The organism is Streptomyces scabichelini, from assembly GCF_011045015.1.
Classification (GTDB): domain Bacteria; phylum Actinomycetota; class Actinomycetes; order Streptomycetales; family Streptomycetaceae; genus Streptomyces; species Streptomyces scabichelini.
In genome coordinates, this window is sequence record NZ_JAAKZY010000001.1 from 146,638 (window position 1) to 162,877 (window position 16,240).

General features: G+C 72.1%; 13 protein-coding genes. 8 read left to right on the top strand and 5 right to left on the bottom strand.

Annotated elements, in window-relative coordinates:
* The first annotated feature begins 131 nt into the window (after window positions 1–131).
* Window positions 132–1,211: an oxidoreductase gene (locus G5C60_RS00705; protein ID WP_165254147.1), complete on the top strand. Its 1,080-nt coding sequence runs from the start codon at window positions 132–134 to the stop codon at window positions 1,209–1,211.
* Window positions 1,212–1,324: 113 nt separating this feature from the next.
* Here the strand turns inward: G5C60_RS00705 and G5C60_RS00710 are convergent, their stop codons facing one another.
* The gene (locus tag G5C60_RS00710) at window positions 1,325–1,903 is read right to left on the bottom strand and encodes an Rv1733c family protein (protein ID WP_165254148.1); all 579 of its coding nucleotides are present in this window, start codon (window positions 1,901–1,903) and stop codon (window positions 1,325–1,327) included.
* 209 nt (window positions 1,904–2,112) lie between these two features.
* On the opposite strand from G5C60_RS00710, the gene G5C60_RS00715 reads away from it, so the two are divergent.
* From G5C60_RS00715 to G5C60_RS00730, 4 genes are all read left to right on the top strand, one after another.
* Window positions 2,113–3,198: a WD40/YVTN/BNR-like repeat-containing protein gene (locus G5C60_RS00715; protein ID WP_165254149.1), complete on the top strand. Its 1,086-nt coding sequence runs from the start codon at window positions 2,113–2,115 to the stop codon at window positions 3,196–3,198.
* Between the two features lie 159 nt (window positions 3,199–3,357).
* Window positions 3,358–4,035, top strand: a complete 678-nt coding sequence (locus G5C60_RS00720; RefSeq protein ID WP_165254150.1) for a uracil-DNA glycosylase — start codon at window positions 3,358–3,360, stop codon at window positions 4,033–4,035.
* 14 nt (window positions 4,036–4,049) lie between these two features.
* Complete coding sequence (locus G5C60_RS00725; protein WP_165254173.1) at window positions 4,050–5,042, top strand: N-acetylglucosamine kinase; 993 nt, start codon at window positions 4,050–4,052, stop codon at window positions 5,040–5,042.
* Between the two features lie 120 nt (window positions 5,043–5,162).
* Window positions 5,163–6,086 carry a sirohydrochlorin chelatase gene (locus tag G5C60_RS00730; protein WP_206438925.1) on the top strand — a complete coding sequence of 308 codons (924 nt, stop codon included), beginning with the start codon at window positions 5,163–5,165 and terminating at the stop codon, window positions 6,084–6,086.
* Window positions 6,087–6,275: 189 nt separating this feature from the next.
* Here G5C60_RS00730 and G5C60_RS00735 read toward each other — a convergent pair whose 3' ends face one another.
* The 3 genes from G5C60_RS00735 to G5C60_RS00745 all read right to left on the bottom strand — a co-directional run bounded on the left by G5C60_RS00735 (window position 6,276) and on the right by G5C60_RS00745 (window position 10,251).
* Window positions 6,276–7,316 carry a beta-propeller fold lactonase family protein gene (locus G5C60_RS00735; protein ID WP_165254151.1) on the bottom strand — a complete coding sequence of 347 codons (1,041 nt, stop codon included), beginning with the start codon at window positions 7,314–7,316 and terminating at the stop codon, window positions 6,276–6,278.
* Between the two features lie 60 nt (window positions 7,317–7,376).
* Window positions 7,377–8,561, bottom strand: coding sequence for a nitric oxide synthase oxygenase (locus G5C60_RS00740; protein ID WP_165254152.1), 1,185 nt, complete (start codon window positions 8,559–8,561; stop codon window positions 7,377–7,379).
* 172 nt (window positions 8,562–8,733) lie between these two features.
* On the bottom strand, window positions 8,734–10,251 hold the full coding sequence (locus G5C60_RS00745) for an FUSC family protein (protein ID WP_165254175.1): 1,518 nt from the start codon (window positions 10,249–10,251) through the stop codon (window positions 8,734–8,736).
* 241 nt (window positions 10,252–10,492) lie between these two features.
* Here G5C60_RS00745 and G5C60_RS00750 point away from each other — a divergent pair, with 241 nt between their 5' ends.
* From G5C60_RS00750 to G5C60_RS00760, 3 genes are read left to right on the top strand one after another with little or no spacing between them, the layout of a single operon-like run.
* Window positions 10,493–10,969, top strand: a complete 477-nt coding sequence (locus tag G5C60_RS00750) for an Lrp/AsnC family transcriptional regulator (protein ID WP_165254153.1) — start codon at window positions 10,493–10,495, stop codon at window positions 10,967–10,969.
* A 20-nt stretch (window positions 10,970–10,989) separates the two neighbouring features.
* On the top strand, window positions 10,990–11,685 hold the full coding sequence (locus G5C60_RS00755; protein WP_165254154.1) for an HAD family hydrolase: 696 nt from the start codon (window positions 10,990–10,992) through the stop codon (window positions 11,683–11,685).
* 59 nt (window positions 11,686–11,744) lie between these two features.
* Window positions 11,745–14,915, top strand: coding sequence for a carboxyl transferase domain-containing protein (locus G5C60_RS00760; protein ID WP_165254155.1), 3,171 nt, complete (start codon window positions 11,745–11,747; stop codon window positions 14,913–14,915).
* Window positions 14,916–14,937: 22 nt separating this feature from the next.
* Here the strand turns inward: G5C60_RS00760 and G5C60_RS00765 are convergent, their stop codons facing one another.
* Window positions 14,938–16,128: a zinc-dependent alcohol dehydrogenase gene (locus G5C60_RS00765; RefSeq protein WP_165254156.1), complete on the bottom strand. Its 1,191-nt coding sequence runs from the start codon at window positions 16,126–16,128 to the stop codon at window positions 14,938–14,940.
* Window positions 16,129–16,240 lie beyond the last annotated feature (112 nt).

Consider the following 16,240-nt stretch of genomic DNA (forward strand, 5'->3'; position numbering starts at 1 on the left):
GAGGGCTCGATTGCCCTCCGGAGAAGTCCATAGAGGTCCATTGTACGAGACCCTTCGTAGTTTGACATCCTCCGTACTACGATGCTTATCGTACGAGTCGTACACCGGCCCCGTGACGATTGGAGTCCGCCGTGAGCGCGCTCTTCGAGCCCTACACCCTGCGCGATCTGACCATCCCGAACCGGGTGTGGATGCCCCCGATGTGCCAGTACTCGGCAGCACCCGAGGGCCCGGAGGCCGGCGCCCCGAACGACTGGCACTTCGCCCACTACGCGGCGCGCGCCACCGGCGGCACGGGCCTGATCGTCGTCGAGGCCACGGCTGTGAGCCCCGAGGGCCGGATCTCGCCGTACGACCTCGGCATCTGGAACGACACGCAGACCGAGGCCTTCCGCCGGATCACGCGCTTCCTCAAGGGGCAGGGCACGGTCCCGGCAGTGCAACTCGCGCACGCCGGTCGCAAGGCGTCGACGGACCGCCCCTGGAAGGGCGGTGCCCCCGTCGGTCCTGAGGCCCATGGCTGGCAGCCGCTCGGGCCGAGCCCGCTCGCCTTCGACGCCGGCCACCCGGTGCCGACCGAGCTCACGGTCGAGGGGATCCGGGAGATCGTCGACCAGTTCGCCGACGCCGCGCGCCGCGCTCTCGCCGCCGGCTTCGAGATCGTCGAAATCCACGGCGCGCACGGCTACTTGATCGGCGAGTTCCTCTCCCCGCACTCCAACCGGCGCACGGATGCGTACGGCGGCTCGTACGAGAACCGCACGCGCCTCGCTCTCGAAGTCGTCGACGCCGTACGAGCCGTGTGGCCGGACGACAAGCCGCTCTTCTTCCGTATCTCGGCCACCGACTGGCTGGAGGAGAACGGCTGGACCGCCGACGACACGGTCCGCTTCGCCGCCGAACTCTCGGCCCATGGCGTCGATCTGCTGGACGTCTCCAGCGGCGGCAACGCGTCCGGCGTGCGCATCCCCGTCGGCCCTGGCTACCAGGTCCCCTTCGCGGCCCGCGTGAAGAACGAGACCTCCATGCCGGTCGCCACCGTCGGCCTCATCACCGACGCCGGGCAGGCCGAGAAGATCCTCGCCAACGGGGAGGCGGACGCCGTGCTCTTGGGCCGGGAACTGCTGCGCAACCCGTCGTGGGCCCGGCACGCGGCACGAGAAATCGGGGACGACGTGCATGTACCGGACCAGTACCACCGGTCCGTCTGACCGCCGGTCCGTCTGACCGGCATTCCGTCTGGCTGGCAGTCCGTACGGAACCGACCACCGGTCCGTACGGAACCGACCGTCCGCGACGGCAGCGAGCGTGGTCGGGTGTGCCCTCAGCCCGTCTTCCACCCCCACTGAGGGCCGACCCGCTCCCACTCCGCGTCCCACTGCTCCATGCGCCGCCGGTCCAGTCGCTGGCGTAAGAGCCGCCCGGCGCCGAGGGGCACGGCGGCCGCGCTCGCCCCCACCAGCGACCCGGCAAGACCGGCCCGCAGTTCGGCCTGGGACTCGCTGGCGGGCTTGGTCACGAGACGGCCGTCGCGGTCCGTCCACACCATGACCGGGGTACCGGCCGTGCTGCCGGGCGCGACGCGTGCCTGCCCCGTGTGTGCCGACCCGTCGCCCGCGGTCCAGCGCACCTCTGCCCACACCCGTTCGGTACTGGACGTGGTCGTGGTGGGAGCGGGCGTGTTCTCGCTGGTCAGCGCGAGGACGGGGTGCCACTCGGCGCGCTGTTGGGCGAGGCTGTCCTTGACCGCGTGTGCCGTCGCGAAGCCGGTGAGCAGCGCGGTGGCCAGGGTCAGGGCCCAGGTGGCGAGCACGATCCAGGCCTCCAGTTCGTCACTGCGGCGCCGCAGCGGATTGCGCCGCCATCGCCACAGCCACACCCTCGGACCACGGAATGCCGCCATCGAACGCCCCTTCTCCTCAACCGACACACCAGTCCCTCCCTCCCATACGAGAGGGATCGTCCCGGTGCTCACACGGAGACGTTCCCCACATCGCCGGCAGGCGCTGAAAATGCCCTGACCTGCCTGGACAGCGCGTCCAGGGGTGATTGTCAGTGCCTGGGTGCAGACTGACCCGTGTCTGGTGACAATGACGTCCGGAGGTGGTCGGCATGGCCGACGTACTGCTCACGGTAGGCACACGCAAGGGCCTGTTCATCGGGCGAAGGCGCGGCGGCGCCTGGGAGTTCGACGACAGTCCTTACTTCAACGCGCAGGCCGTCTACTCGGTCGCCATCGACACCCGCGGCGACGTGCCACGGCTCCTCGCCGGCGGGGACAGCGCGCACTGGGGCCCCTCCGTGTTCCACTCCGACGACCTGGGCCGCACATGGACGGAACCGGCCAAGCCCGCGGTCAAGTTCCCCCAGGACACGGGTGCTTCGCTGGAGCGGGTGTGGCAGCTGCACCCGGCGGCGGCCGAGCCGGACGTGGTGTACGCGGGCACGGAACCGGCCGCGTTGTACCGCTCAGAGGACCGCGGCGAGACCTTCGAGCTCGTCCGTCCCCTGTGGGAGCACCCGACGCGCTCGCAGTGGGTGCCCGGCGGCGGCGGAGAGGGCCTGCACACCGTCATCACCGACGAGCGCGATCCGAACGCGGTGACGGTCGCCGTCTCCACGGCCGGAGTCTTCCGTACGACGGACGGCGGGGAGACCTGGGCGCCGTCCAACTCCGGTGTCTCCGCGGTGTTCCTGCCCGATCCGAACCCGGAGTTCGGCCAGTGCGTCCACAAGATCGCGAAGGACTCGGCGACGCCGGACCGGCTGTATCTCCAGAACCACTGGGGTGTCTACCGCAGCGACGACGCGGGCGCGCACTGGACGGACATCGGCGAGGGCCTGCCGTCCACGTTCGGCTTCGCCGCGGCCGCCCACCCGCACCGCGGGGACACGGCCTATGTGTTCCCGATCAACGCCGACGCGGACCGGGTTCCCGCCGAGCACCGGTGCCGGGTCTTCCGCACGGCGGACGCGGGCAAGACCTGGGAGCCGCTCTCCGCGGGACTGCCGCAGGAGGACCACTACGGCACGGTGCTGCGCGACGCGATGTGCACGGACGACGCGGAGCGGGCGGGCGTGTACTTCGGCAACCGCAACGGGGAGGTGTACGCATCGGCCGACGACGGGGACAGCTGGCAGCAGTTGGCGTCGCATCTGCCGGATGTGCTGTGCGTACGCGCGGCGGTCATCGGTTGAGCCCCGGCGGTCGTCGGTCGAGCCCCGGCGGTCGTCTGCCGGGGCCTGGCGGTCGTCTGCCGGGGCCTGGCGCCCCTCGCAGTCAACGGACGTATCACTCTTGGTCGTTCCTCGGCCACCGGTTGATCGCGTCCGCCTGTACGGCAGTAGGGTGACGCCGTGGCACCACGACCGTTGCATGAAATCGTCGAACCGGGCTGGGCCAAGGCCCTGGACCCCGTGGCCGGACGGATCGCCGAGATGGGTGACTTCCTGCGTGCGGAGATCGCCGCGGGACGCACCTATCTCCCGGCGGGCCCGAATGTGCTCCGCGCCTTCCAGCAGCCCTTCGACGACGTCCGGGTCCTCATCGTCGGCCAGGACCCGTATCCGACACCTGGAAACGCTGTGGGGCTGTCCTTCTCGGTCGCGCCCGAGGTGCGGCCGCTGCCGGGCAGCCTCATCAACATCTACCGGGAGCTGAACAGCGACTTAGGGCTGCCCCAGCCGTCCAACGGCGACCTGACGCCCTGGACGCAGCAGGGTGTGCTGTTGCTCAACAGGGCGCTCACCACGGCCCCGCGCCGCCCCGCCGCGCACCGGGGCAAGGGGTGGGAAGAGGTCACCGAGCAGGCGATACGGGCGCTGGCCGCGCGCGGACGGCCTCTGGTGTCGATCCTGTGGGGGCGCGACGCCCGTAACCTCCGGCCGCTGCTCGGTGATCTGCCGTCGGTGGAATCGGCACACCCGTCGCCCATGTCGGCCGACCGGGGCTTCTTCGGCTCGCGCCCGTTCAGCCGGGCCAATGACCTGCTGGTCCGTCAGGGTGGTCAGCCCGTGGACTGGCGGCTGCCGTGACCGGTCCCGACGAGATGTCGGGCGTGCTGGGTGTGGACTCCGGGGGTTCGGGACTGCGTGCCGTGCTGTCGGTCCAGGGTGGCCGGGACGGCGGGGGCACGGTTCCGCTGAAGTCCAAGGAGCCGGTGCGCACGGGGCCGCGTGGCATCGACGCCGGGCATCTGGTGGAGCAACTGGTGCCGATGGCCCGGCAGTTGATGGCGGATGCGGGACTCGACGCGCTCCGAGCCGTCGCCGTCGGGGCCGCGGGTTACACCACACTGGGTGACTCGCTGCGCGACGAGTTGCCGTCGGCGCTGGCCCGCGAACTCGGCGTGCGCAGGCTCGCACTGGCCGCCGACGGCGTCACCGCGTACGTGGGTGCGCTCGGGCAGCGATCGGGCGCGGTGGTCGCGGCCGGCACCGGTCTGATCGCGATCGGCACGGATCTGACGAGCTGGCGCAGGGCGGACGGCTGGGGCCATCTGCTGGGCGACAACGGCGGCGGGGCGTGGATCGGGCGGGCCGGGCTCGACGCGGCCCTGCGCTCGCACGACGGACGGTCCGGGGGCTCTGCCCGGCTGCTGGTGCGCGCCGAGGAGATGTTCGGTCGGCCCGCCACCTGGCCGGGGCAGCTCTACCCGCGCACCGACCGCCCCGCCCTGCTCGCGTCCTTCGCGCCCCAGGTGGCGGGCTGCGCCGGCGACGACCCGGTGGCGGCGGACATCCTGGCCGAGGCCGCCCGGCACATCGCCGACTCCGCCGCCGCGGTCTGCCCCACCGAGGGCGAGGTCTCCGGGGAGGTCCGAGTCGCCCTCACGGGTGGACTGCTCAAGATGGGCGAGCCCCTTCTCGTACCCCTGCGTGCCGCCTTTGCGGACCGGCTGCCGTACGCGCGGCTGGTCCCGCCCGAGGGCGACCCGCTCGTCGGCGCCGTACGCATCGCCGTGGACCTGGCCGACGACCGCCTGACGCTTCCTCGCGAGGTGAACATGCTGTACGTCGTGGCGGCGGAACGCTCGCCCTGACCCCGTACGTACTCGATGAGATCAATCCGTACGTAACTCATCAGACAAAAGTGGACGTATACCGTTCACCTGCACCCTCCCCGAACAAGGGAGCCCAGGAAACCAGTAACATGCGGCGCCATGAGCTCCCCCACTGGGCCCGCGTCCGGCCTGCCAGTACGAATGCCGCGACCCCGCCAGCCCGGGCGGCACCGCCGTCCCGAGCCGCTGGCGGCTCCCGAGGGCGCGCCCGCGCTCGTCCTCGCGGTGCCCGGCACGCCCAGCGGCGCCGTCCGCAGCCTCGCCGACGAGGTCGTGAGCATCGCGCGCTCCGAGCTGCCCGGCCTCGACGGCCGGATCGGGTACCTCGACGGTGACGACGCGGAGTTCCCCACGCTCCAGTCAGTGCTGGTGCGTGCCGCCGAGGAGCGCACCGCCCGCTTCGAGCAGGCCCGCGCCGCCGGCATGGACGTGACGGAGCCGGACGGACCTGTCGCCGTCGTCGTGCCGCTGCTCGCCGGTCCGGACAACGCGCTGCTGCGCCGTATCCGCCAGGCCGTCATGGAGAGCCGTATCGCGGCCGAACTGACCGATGTGCTCGGCCCTCACCCGCTGCTCGCCGAGGCGCTGCACGTGCGCCTCTCCGAGGCGGGTCTGGCGCGTGCCGACCGCGCCCGCCTGTTCACGGTGGCGACCGCCGCGGACGGCATCATTCTGGCGTCCGTGGGCGGCGATGAGGCCGTGCAGGCGGCCGGGATCACCGGCATGCTGCTCGCCGCCCGTCTCGCCGTGCCGGTGATGGCGGCGGCACTCGACGAGGAGGGCGCGATCGCGGCCACCGCCGAGCAGCTGCGTTCCTCGGGCTCCCAGCATCTGGCGCTCGCGCCGTACCTGATCGGTCCCGAGCTCGACCCGGCTCTGCTCGACGCGGCCGCGAAGGAGGCGGGCTGCTCCGCTGCCGAGTCGCTCGGCGCGTACCCGGCGATCGGCAAGCTCGCCCTCGCCAAGTACACGACGGCGTTGGGCATCGCGCCGCAGCAGCCGCAGGGTGCGCCGGTCCGCTAAACGCTCCGCTGGTTAGGCGCGGTTCGAAGCTGCGGGTTCGTCGTGGCTGGTCGCGCAGTTCCCCGCGCCCCTAAAGGGCGCTGGTCGCGCCCTCGCTGCGGAGCCGCAAGTTGATACAGCCCCGCACCCCTAAGAGGCCTGCGGCCTCCCTGAGGGGCGCGGTACTGCACCGGACTTCGACAAGTCGGCTCAGTCGAACACCACGCACGACGCCGCAGGCGCCTCGATGGAGCCGCCGCGGCGTGGGATGCCGGTGTCCGGGTCGACCGTGAACCAGGTCACGTCTCCGGAGCGCTCGTTCGCCACGTACAGGAAGCGCCCCGAGGGGTGCAGGGCGAGGGCGCGAGGCCAGTTGCCGCCGCAGGGCACCGTGATGACGAGGCGAAGCCCTTCCCCGTCGGCCGCCAGCACGGAGAGGACGTCCTGGCCGCGCGTGGCCGTCCACACGAAGCGTCCGTCGGACGACACGACGATGCCCGACGGATAGGCGTCACCGTCCGGGGTGGCCGGCAGTACCGGCGTCTCGCCGAGCGGCCGCAGCGTGCCGTCGGCGGCGTCCCAGCGGCAGACGGTGACGGTGGGCGTGAGCTCGTTGACCACGTACGCGTGCTCGCCGTCGGGGTGGAACGCGAGGTGGCGGGGCCCGGACCCGGGGCGCAGCGCGATCTCGCGGTGGACCGTGAGCGCCCCGTCCCGCAGCGCGCACACCCGTACGGAGTCCGTGCCCAGGTCGACGCTCACGGCCCACCGTCCGCTCGGGTCGGGCTGCACCTGGTGGGCGTGCGGGCCCTGCTGGCGCGGCGTGTACGGGCCCGAGCCGGAATGCCGGAGCACGCAGGACGCGGCGCCCTCCAGGCTGCCGTCGGCGCGGACGGGCACGGCGGTGACGCTGCCGGAGCCGTAGTTGGCGGTCAGGACGTGTCCGGCGTGGACGCCGAGGTGGGTGGGCCCGCTGCCGCCGATCGGGACGGGTGGGCCCGTGAGCTCCGGTTTGTCGCCCTTCACGCGGTACGCGGCCACCGCGCCCTCGGCCGTCTCGCTGACCGCGTAGAGCGTGTCCCCGGCGGGCGACAGCGCGAGGTACGAGGGGTCGGGGACATCATCCACGCTGCTCAGCACCGTCAGCGCGCCGCTGTCCTCGTCCACGGACGCGGTGAGGACACCCAGCCCTCCCGCCGCCGTGAAGGAGCCGATGAACGCCCGTCGTTGCCGCCTGCCGCCGTCTGCCACTGCCGTCCCCTCTCGGTACCGCGCTGTCCGGGGCGACGGTAGCAGCCGACGATCAAAGGCCTAGACCAAACCGGTCGTCAGCCGGGCGAGAGCCGGGGCCGTCTCCCCGCGCGCGCGGGCGCGCGCCTCCGGATGGTGCACATAGGCGGGATGCCGCTCCACCGCCTCGTACGTCCGGTGGAAGACCGGCGTGGCGCTCCCCGAGATGGGCGGCACGATCCAGGACCAGTCCGCGCCGACCGGGCGGCCCCTGCGTTCCTCCCGGCCGAGGTGGGCGAGGAAGCGGCGGGATTCGGTGTGGTGGTCGGTGACCGTGACGCCCGCGCGGTCGAAGGAGTACAGCACGGCGCGGTTGAGTTCGACGAGCGCGCGGTCCTTCCACAGGGAGCGGTCGCTGCGGGTGTCGAGGCCGAGGCGGTCGGCTATGTGCGGCAAAAGGTCGTAGCGGTCGGCGTCGGCGAGGTTGCGGGCGCCGATCTCCGTGCCCATGTACCAGCCGTTGAAGGGCGCGGCCGGGTGGCAGATGCCGCCGATCTCCAGGCACATGTTGGCCAGGGCCGGCACGGCGTGCCAGCGCAGTCCGAGCTCGCGCCACCAGGTGTACTCGGGATGGGCGAGATCCACTTCGAGCACCGCGTCCTCCGGCAGCGCGAACCACCGGGGCGCCCCGTCGGCGCCCTGGATCACGAGCGGCAGTATGTCGAAGGGGGTTCCGGGGCCGCCCGGCCAGCCGAGCCGGCGGGCGAGCGCGGTGATGCCGACGTTTCGGGGGTCACCGGTCACGCCGCCGTCGGGGCGCGGGTGGCCGGCGTACCGGATGAGCTGTTCGTTCCAGATCCGCGGGCCCGGCCGCTCGGGTGTGTCGGGCGCGAAGACGGTGATGAGCGCGCGGATACGGCCGCCGCGTGTCGCCTCGCGCAGATGGTCGGCCGAGGCCTCGGCGACGTCCTCCGCCTCGGTCATGTCCCTGCGGTCTCGTACGTGCAGGGAGTGCCAGTAGAGCCGCCCGATGCAGCGGTTGGCGTTGCGCCAGGCGACTCGGGCGCCGAAGACGAGTTCCTCCGTCGTGTGCCGGTACGTTCCCGAGTCCGCGATCTCCGCGTGCGCCGCGGCAATCCGGTGGGCCGGGTCACCGAGCCGCTCCTCGGTGTGGTGAAGGGTGATGAAATCGGCGGCGGCAAGGCAGAGGGCGTCGTCCCGAACGCACCCGGGCCACCCTCCGGTTCCGCGCGGGATCTTCAGCATGGCGCACCCCCAGGCGGCTGCGTTCCGCGGGCCGCTCCCGCACGGCCCGCGGGCTCTGTGCGTCTGATAGCCGCGGGGTTACCCGTCCGTCGGCCTGATCCACCTCCAAGTGCCCGGTGCACCTGCCTCATTCACGGTCCGGGTGTCCAACCCAGCAGGGCGGAGCGGACGTTCAGGCTCCCACCGCAGAGGAGCCGCGCAGCGGTGTGGCCAGTGCGGCGAGCGCCCGTTCCAGGCCGTGGAGGTGGGCGAGTGCCTGCTCGGCTCCCGGGTGCCGGCCCGGGGGCCCCGCGACCGACACCCCTGTGCCCGGCCCTTGCGCGGCCGACGTCACGGCACGGTCCGGAACGGCGCCGACCAGGACCTCGACCGCCGCCTCGACGCGTCCACAGGCGGCGGTGAGGCGGGCGTCGTGCGAGGCGTCGGGATCGGCGGCGACGGCCGCGAGACCGCGTGCCTCGCAGGCGCAGTCGTCCAGGAGCGCGAGCACCTGCCGGGCCCGGGCCTTACGCGCCCGCAGCGGGTTGAGGGGGTGGACCAGCGGGGCGAGGGCGAAGCGGACCCGGCCGAGCAGCGCCTCCAGTTCCGCGGCCTGCGTCGCGGGATCCGCGCCGGAGTCTCCGGCCAGGCGCCGGGCCGCCGCCGAGGTGCAGCCGTGCACGGCATGCACGGCACGGGCCACCCAGCGATCCGTCACCGCGTGCGTGGTGACCGGCAGGATCAGCGCGACGGCGAGGGCCGCACCGAGCGCGCCGGCCGCGGTCTCCGCGAGGCGCAGCCCCAGCAGTCCCGGATGCAGCACGCCGAGGAGCCCGTACAGCAGGCCCGCCATGACGGTGACGAAGAACATCATCCAGCTGTACGAGAGCGCCGCGGTGTAGAAGATGCCCCAGACGCACACGGCGACGATCACTGCCGTGGGCGCCGGGGCGCCGTGCAGCGGTACGGCGATCAGCAGGCCGGCGGCGATACCGGTGACCGTGCCGACGACGCGCCGGAAGCCGCGTACCAGCGTCTCGCCGCGCGAGGCCGTGTTGACGAAGATCCACCAGGCGGTGCCGACGGCCCAGTACCAGCGCTCGTGCGACAGGAACTGGCCCGCGGCGATCGCGATCGCGCAGGCGGCCGTGGCCTGGAAGGCCTGCCGGGTGGTCGGCCGGGCGAGCCCGCGGCCGTCGAGCGGAGCGGGCACCGCCGGGGGCGGAGTGCGCCGCTCGATACACCACGCGCCGAAGCGCACCGCTGAGGAGGCGGCCAGCGACAGCGCCATCGCGGCGTACAGCTGCGGGAGCTGGCCGGGCACGGCGTGCAGGAACTGCGTGATGAAGAAGGTCATGAACGCGAAGATGCCGAGCGCGTGCCCGCGTGGTCCCCAGCGGCGGGCGTACACCCCGAAGAAGATCACGGCGAGCCAGGTCGCGTCGCGCACGGCCGGCACCGAGTGCAGCGCGGTCGCGAGGGCGAGCACGGGGAAGCCGACGACGGGCAGCAGGGCGGTGGTGACCGCCTGGCCGCGCACGGTCTGGTCGCCGACCGTGAACAGCGCGAGGAGCGCGGCGAGTCCGCCCGTGATCGACGCGGGCAGCGAGAGCCCGGCGAGTGCCGACGCGGTCACCGCGAGGCCGATACCGAGCACCGCCCGCAGTGAGACCCGCAGCCGTACCAGGCCCGGATCCGGAGCCATGAACATCTTCTTCACCGTCGGCAGCTCGCCCCTCTTCGCGTTGACCACACCTTCAGGACATGACCTTCAGACCATGGGAATGGCGCCGCGGGCACGGATCGGCATCTTCGCCGTCCGGCGCTGCGCGGCGCCATCGATAGATACACGATACGCAACACCGAGGCACTGGCTCAACAGGCTCGTGAACTGCTGAGCCATTGGTACAGTCGGCAGCGATCAGTCAGTACCACGAGGAGGCCAACGGACCATGGCCGTGGACGAGCTCGACACCCGCATCCTGCGGCTCCTCCTGGAGCAGCCGCGCACCAGCGTGCGCGAGTACGCCCGCATCCTCGGTGTCGCCCGCGGCACGCTGCAGGCGCGGCTCGACCGGATGGAGCGGGACGGTGTGATCACCGGCACAGGTCCCTCGCTCTCCCCCGCCGCGCTCGGCCACCCGGTGCTCGCCTTCGTCCATATCGAGGTCACCCAGGGGCATCTCGACGACGTGGGCGACGCGTTGGCCGCCGTGCCGGAGATCGTCGAGGCGTTCTCGATCACCGGTGGCGGGGACCTGATCACCCGGGTCGTCGCGCGGGACAACGCGCACTTGGAGGATGTGATCCAGGCGCTCATCAGCCTGCCGGGGGTCGTCCGGACGCGTACGGAGGTGGCGTTGCGCGAGCGCGTGCCGCACCGGCTGCTGCCGCTGGTGGAGTCGATCGGACGCGCGGCCGTGAACTGATCGTTGGCATCCTGGAACGCATGAGCACACTCGGCGCCACTTCGGTCATCTTCGATCTCGACGGAACGCTCGTGGACAGCGAGCCGAACTACTACGAGGCAGCACGGCAGACGCTCGCCCAGTACGGCGTCACCGACTTCACCTGGGCGGAACACGAGGGGTACGTCGGCATCAGCGCCGCGGAGACGACCGCACTGCTGAAGGAGCGGCACGCGATAGAGGCCTCACCGGAGGTACTGCTCGCGGAGAAGAACCGCCGTTATCTGGAACTGGCCCGCGCCTCCACGCGCGTCTACCCGGAGATGCGGAAGTTCGTGGAGCTGCTGGCCGCCGAGGGCGTGCCCATGGCCGTCGCCTCTGGCTCATCGCGTGTGGCGATCGAGGTGGTCCTGGCGGGCACAGGGCTGGACACCAGTCTGCGGACGGTCGTCTCGGCGGACGAGGTCGCCCACGGCAAGCCCGCCCCCGACGTCTTTCTGGAGGCGGCACGGCGGCTGGGAGCAGCCCCGGAGGACTGCGTGGTCCTCGAGGACGCCGCCCCGGGCGCGGCGGCGGCGCACGCGGCGGGGATGCGCTGCATCGCGATCCCGTACGTGGCCGCGCAGGCCGACGATCCGGCGTTCGCCACCGCGGGGCTGCTGTTGCGCGGCGGTCAGGCCGAGTTCACGGCGCGGACCGCGTACGACTGGCTGGTGCGCTCGGCTCCGTCCCGTTGACGTTGATATCAGCGTCAATGAGCATGGCGGGACCGACCGCCACGCCCCGGAGGCGCTCCATGGGTTCTGCCGCCGTGCTCGTCGCCAACCGCGGGGAGATCGCCGTACGCATCCTGCGCGCCACCGCCGAGGCCGGGCTGCGGACGGTCGCGGTGTACGCGGAGGGCGACGACCCGCATGTCCAACTGGCCGACGAAGCCGTGGCGTTGAAGGGTTCGGGCTATCTGGACGCCGACGCCCTGCTGGCCGCCGCTCACGACACGGGCTGCGAGTTCCTGCACCCCGGCTACGGGTTCTTGAGCGAGTCCTCCGCCTTCGCCCAGCAGTGTGCCGAGTCCGGGATCACCTTCGTCGGGCCGTCGCCCGAAGTCCTCGCTCTCTTCGGGGACAAGGGACGCACACGGGAACTGGCCCTCCTGGTGGGGGTGCCGGTTCTCCCGGGGACGCGGCGTGCCACGAACCTTGAGGAGGCTCGGGACTTCCTGACAGGCGGGCCCATGATGCTCAAGGCCATCAGCGGTGGCGGCGGCCGTGGCATGCGGGTCGTCCGCTCACCCGACGAGCTCGACGAGGCCTGGGAGCGGTGCCGTTCGGAAGCCCGACAGAGCTTCGGCCGGGAAGAGTTGTACGTCGAGCGGCTGCTGGAGGGGGCCCGGCACATCGAGGTGCAGGTCGTCGGGGACGGGACGGGGGCCGTCACACACCTGTGGGAGCGTGACTGCACCGCCCAGCGTCGTCACCAGAAGCTGATCGAGATCGCTCCGGCGCCCGAACTGCCGGCCGGCGTCAGGGAGATGCTCCTGGACAGCGCCCTGCGGATGGCGCGCGCCACCCACTCCTCGGGACTTGGCTTCTACTCGGGGCTCGGCACCTTCGAATTCCTCGTCCAGGGCGAGGAGTTCCACTTCATCGAGGCCAATCCGCGGCTTCAGGTCGAGCACACGGTCACCGAGGAGGTGACGGGCGTCGACCTGGTCGCCGTACAACTGCGGCTGGCGGCGGGCGAGTCGCTGGAGGAACTGGGCCTGGCAGGACCGCCCCCGCCGCCGCGCGGATTCGCCGTGCAGGCGCGCGTCAACGCCGAGGTCGCCGCGGCCGACGGGACGGTGCGGCCGTCGGCCGGGCGGCTCACGCGCTTCGACGTGCCCACCGGTCCTGGCGTCCGCGTCGACACGGCGGCCCGCGCAGGCGTCGAAATCGGCGTGCGCTACGACTCGTTGCTCGCGAAGGTGATCGCCCACGTGCCGCACGACAGCGTGACCGCGGCCTGCGAACGGGCCCGGCGAGCGCTCGGCGAGTTCAGGGTCGAGGGCGTCGGGACCGGGATTCCCCTGCTGCGGGAAGTTCTCGCACAGCCGGGATTCTGGGCCCTTGCGGGCCTGGTCGAGGAGCATCTGGCGGACTCCCCGGTTGTCTTGGAGCCTGCCCTCGACGGCATGGTGACCGCGCCCATGAGCGGCACGGTCGTCTCCGTCGACGTCTCCCCCGGTGAACCGGTCCGGGCCGGGCAGCAGTTGCTGGTTCTGGAGGCCATGAAGATGGAGCACGTCGTGCGCGCGCCGGGCTCCGGGGTCGTACGGGCCGTGCGGGCGCGCGTGGGCGACACCGTCGCCGAGGGGCAGTTCCTGGTGGCCGTGGACGGGATGACGGACTCACCGGCCCTCGACCACACCGAGTCGGTGGACCTCGACGAGATCCGGCCCGACCTGGCCGAAGCCCTGCGCCGGCACGCGTTCGGCCTTGACGAGCACCGTCCCGAGGCGGTCGCGCGACGCCACGGCAGCGGACGCCGCACCGCACGCGAGAACATCCAGGACCTGTGCGACGAGGGCACGTTCACCGAGTTCGGGGCGCTCGCGATCGCCGCCCAGCGGCAGCGGCGGTCGCTGGACGACCTGATCCGCTCGACTCCGGCCGACGGGATGGTGACCGGCACCGGGCACGTGAACGGCGAGCCGTGCGTGGCGATGTCGTACGACTACACCGTCCTCGCCGGCACCCAGGGCCTGCAGAACCACCGCAAGACCGACCGCATGCTGCACCTCGCCGAGGAACGGCGGCTGCCGGTGGTGCTGTTCGCGGAGGGCGGTGGCGGTCGGCCGGGAGACACGGACACGACCTCGATCGCCGGGCTCGACGTGACCACGTTCCACCAGATGGGAAAGCTCAGCGGCCTGGTGCCGCTGGTCGGTATCGCGTCCGGCCGGTGCTTCGCGGGCAACGCCGCACTGCTCGGCTGCTGCGACGTCGTGATCGCCACGCCGGAGGCGACCATCGGCATGGGCGGGCCCGCGATGATCGAGGGCGGCGGACTCGGGGCGTACCGGCCGGAGGACGTCGGCCCGCTGTCCGTCCAGGTGCCGAACGGAGTCGTGGACATCGCGGTCTCGGACGAGGCGGACGCCGTGCGGGTGGCGCGTCAGTACCTCTCGTACTTCCAGGGCCCGCAGGACAGTTGGACGGAACCGGACCGGCGGCTGCTGCGGCACGCCGTCCCGGAGAACCGGCGGCGGGCCTACGACATGCGTGCGGCCGTCGAAGGGCTGGCGGACACCGGATCGGTTCTCGAACTGCGGCGGGAGTTCGGCATCGGCATCCTGACGACGCTGATCCGCATCCAGGGCCGGCCGATGGGCCTCGTCGCCAGCAATCCGGCGCACCTGGGCGGCGCGATCGACCGCGACGCGGCCGACAAGACGGCACGCTTCCTGCAACTGTGTGACGCCTTCGGGCTCCCGGTCGTCTCACTCTGTGACACACCGGGTTTCATGGTGGGCCCGGACGCCGAACGGACCGCCACGGTACGGCACTTCGCCCGCCTCTTCGTGACGGGCGCGAATCTCCGCGTCCCCCTGGTGAGTCTGGTGCTCAGGAAGGCGTACGGTCTCGGCGCGATGGCCATGATGGGCGGCTCGACGCGCGCCCCGCTGGCCACTGCCGCCTGGCCGAGCGGTGAGTTCGGCGGTATGGGCCTGGAGGGCGCGGTCCGGCTCGGCTACCGCAAGGAACTCGAGGCGATCGCCGATCCGCAGGCCCGCGCGCGTGCCTTCGAGGAGCGCGTCGCCGAACTGTACGAGCACGGCAAGGCGGTGAACGCCGCGGCCGCCCTGGAGATCGACGCGGTGATCGATCCGGCGGACTCCCGGGGGTGGATCCTGTCGGCGCTGGACGGGCACGGGGAGATGCCGCCGCGGGAGGGGGCGGGGCGCTCGTTCGTCGACACCTGGTGAGCGGGGTGGCGGGACCGGTGTCTCAGGGCTGGAAGAGGATCTTCACCGCTTCCTCTTGCTTGCGCTGGAAGATCTCGTACGCGTGCGGCGCCTCCTCGAGCGGAAGCCGGTGGCTGGCGAAGCCGTCGACGCCGAGCGCGTCCTCGTCGGTGAGCAGCGGCAGGATGTCGTCGACCCAGCGCCGTACGTTCGCCTGGCCCATCCGCAGCTGGATCTGCTTGTCGAACATCGTCATCAGCGGCAGTGGCGAGGCCATGCCGCCGTAGACACCGCTCAGCGAGATCGTGCCGCCGCGCCGCACCAGCTCGATGGCGGTGAGGAGCGCGGCCAGCCGGTCGGTGCCGGCCCGCTCGGCGAGCCGGGCGGCCCAGGCGCGGGGCAGCATCGAGGACATCTGCTGGGCGGTCCGCCCGACGGGGCTGCCGTGGGCCTCGGTTCCCACGGCGTCGATCACGGCGTCGGGGCCACGACCGCCGGTCCGGTCGCGTATCTCCTCGACGAGTTCCTTCCGCCCCTCGTACCGCCGCAGGTCGTACGTCTCCACGCCCCGCTCGCGCGCCCGGCGCAGCCGCTCCGAGACCAGGTCGACGCCGATGACGACCTCGGCCCGCTGGAGCCGGGCGATCCGGCAGCACATGTCGCCGATCGGCCCGAGACCGAGGACGGCGACGGAACCGCCGGGCGGGATGTCGGCGTACTGCACGGCCTGCCAGGCCGTCGGCAGTACGTCGGAGAGATAGACGTAACGGTCGTCCGACGGCCCTTCCGGTACCTTGATCGGCCCGAACTGGGCCTGCGGAACCCGCAGATACTCGGCCTGGGCGCCCGGCACGCCGCCGTAGAGCCTGGTGTAGCCGAACAGCGCCGCGCCCATGCCCGAGTCGTGCACCTGGGTGGTCTCGCACTGCGTCGGCAGCCCCGCGCCGCACATCCAGCAGTGCCCGCAGGCGATCTGGAAGGGTACGACCACCCGGTCGCCGGGCTTCAGCTCGGTCACCCCGGAGCCGGTCTCCTCGACCACGCCGATGGGCTCGTGCCCGAGGATGTCCCCCGGGGTCATGAACGGGGTGAGCACCTCGTACAGATGCAGGTCGGAACCGCAGAGCCCGCTGGAGGTGATGCGTACGATCGCGTCCGTCGGTTCCTCGATCACCGGATCGGGTACGGTCTCCACCCGCACCTCGCGCTTGCCCTGCCAGGTCACGGCCCTCATCGTGCGCTCCCTTCGCCGCTGCTCGTCGTCGGCTCGTCCGTCGTCGGCTGCTCGTCGTTGCCGGAGGCGCTCGCCGAGTACCCGGGTTCGGGACGCTCACCCGCCCGCCCGC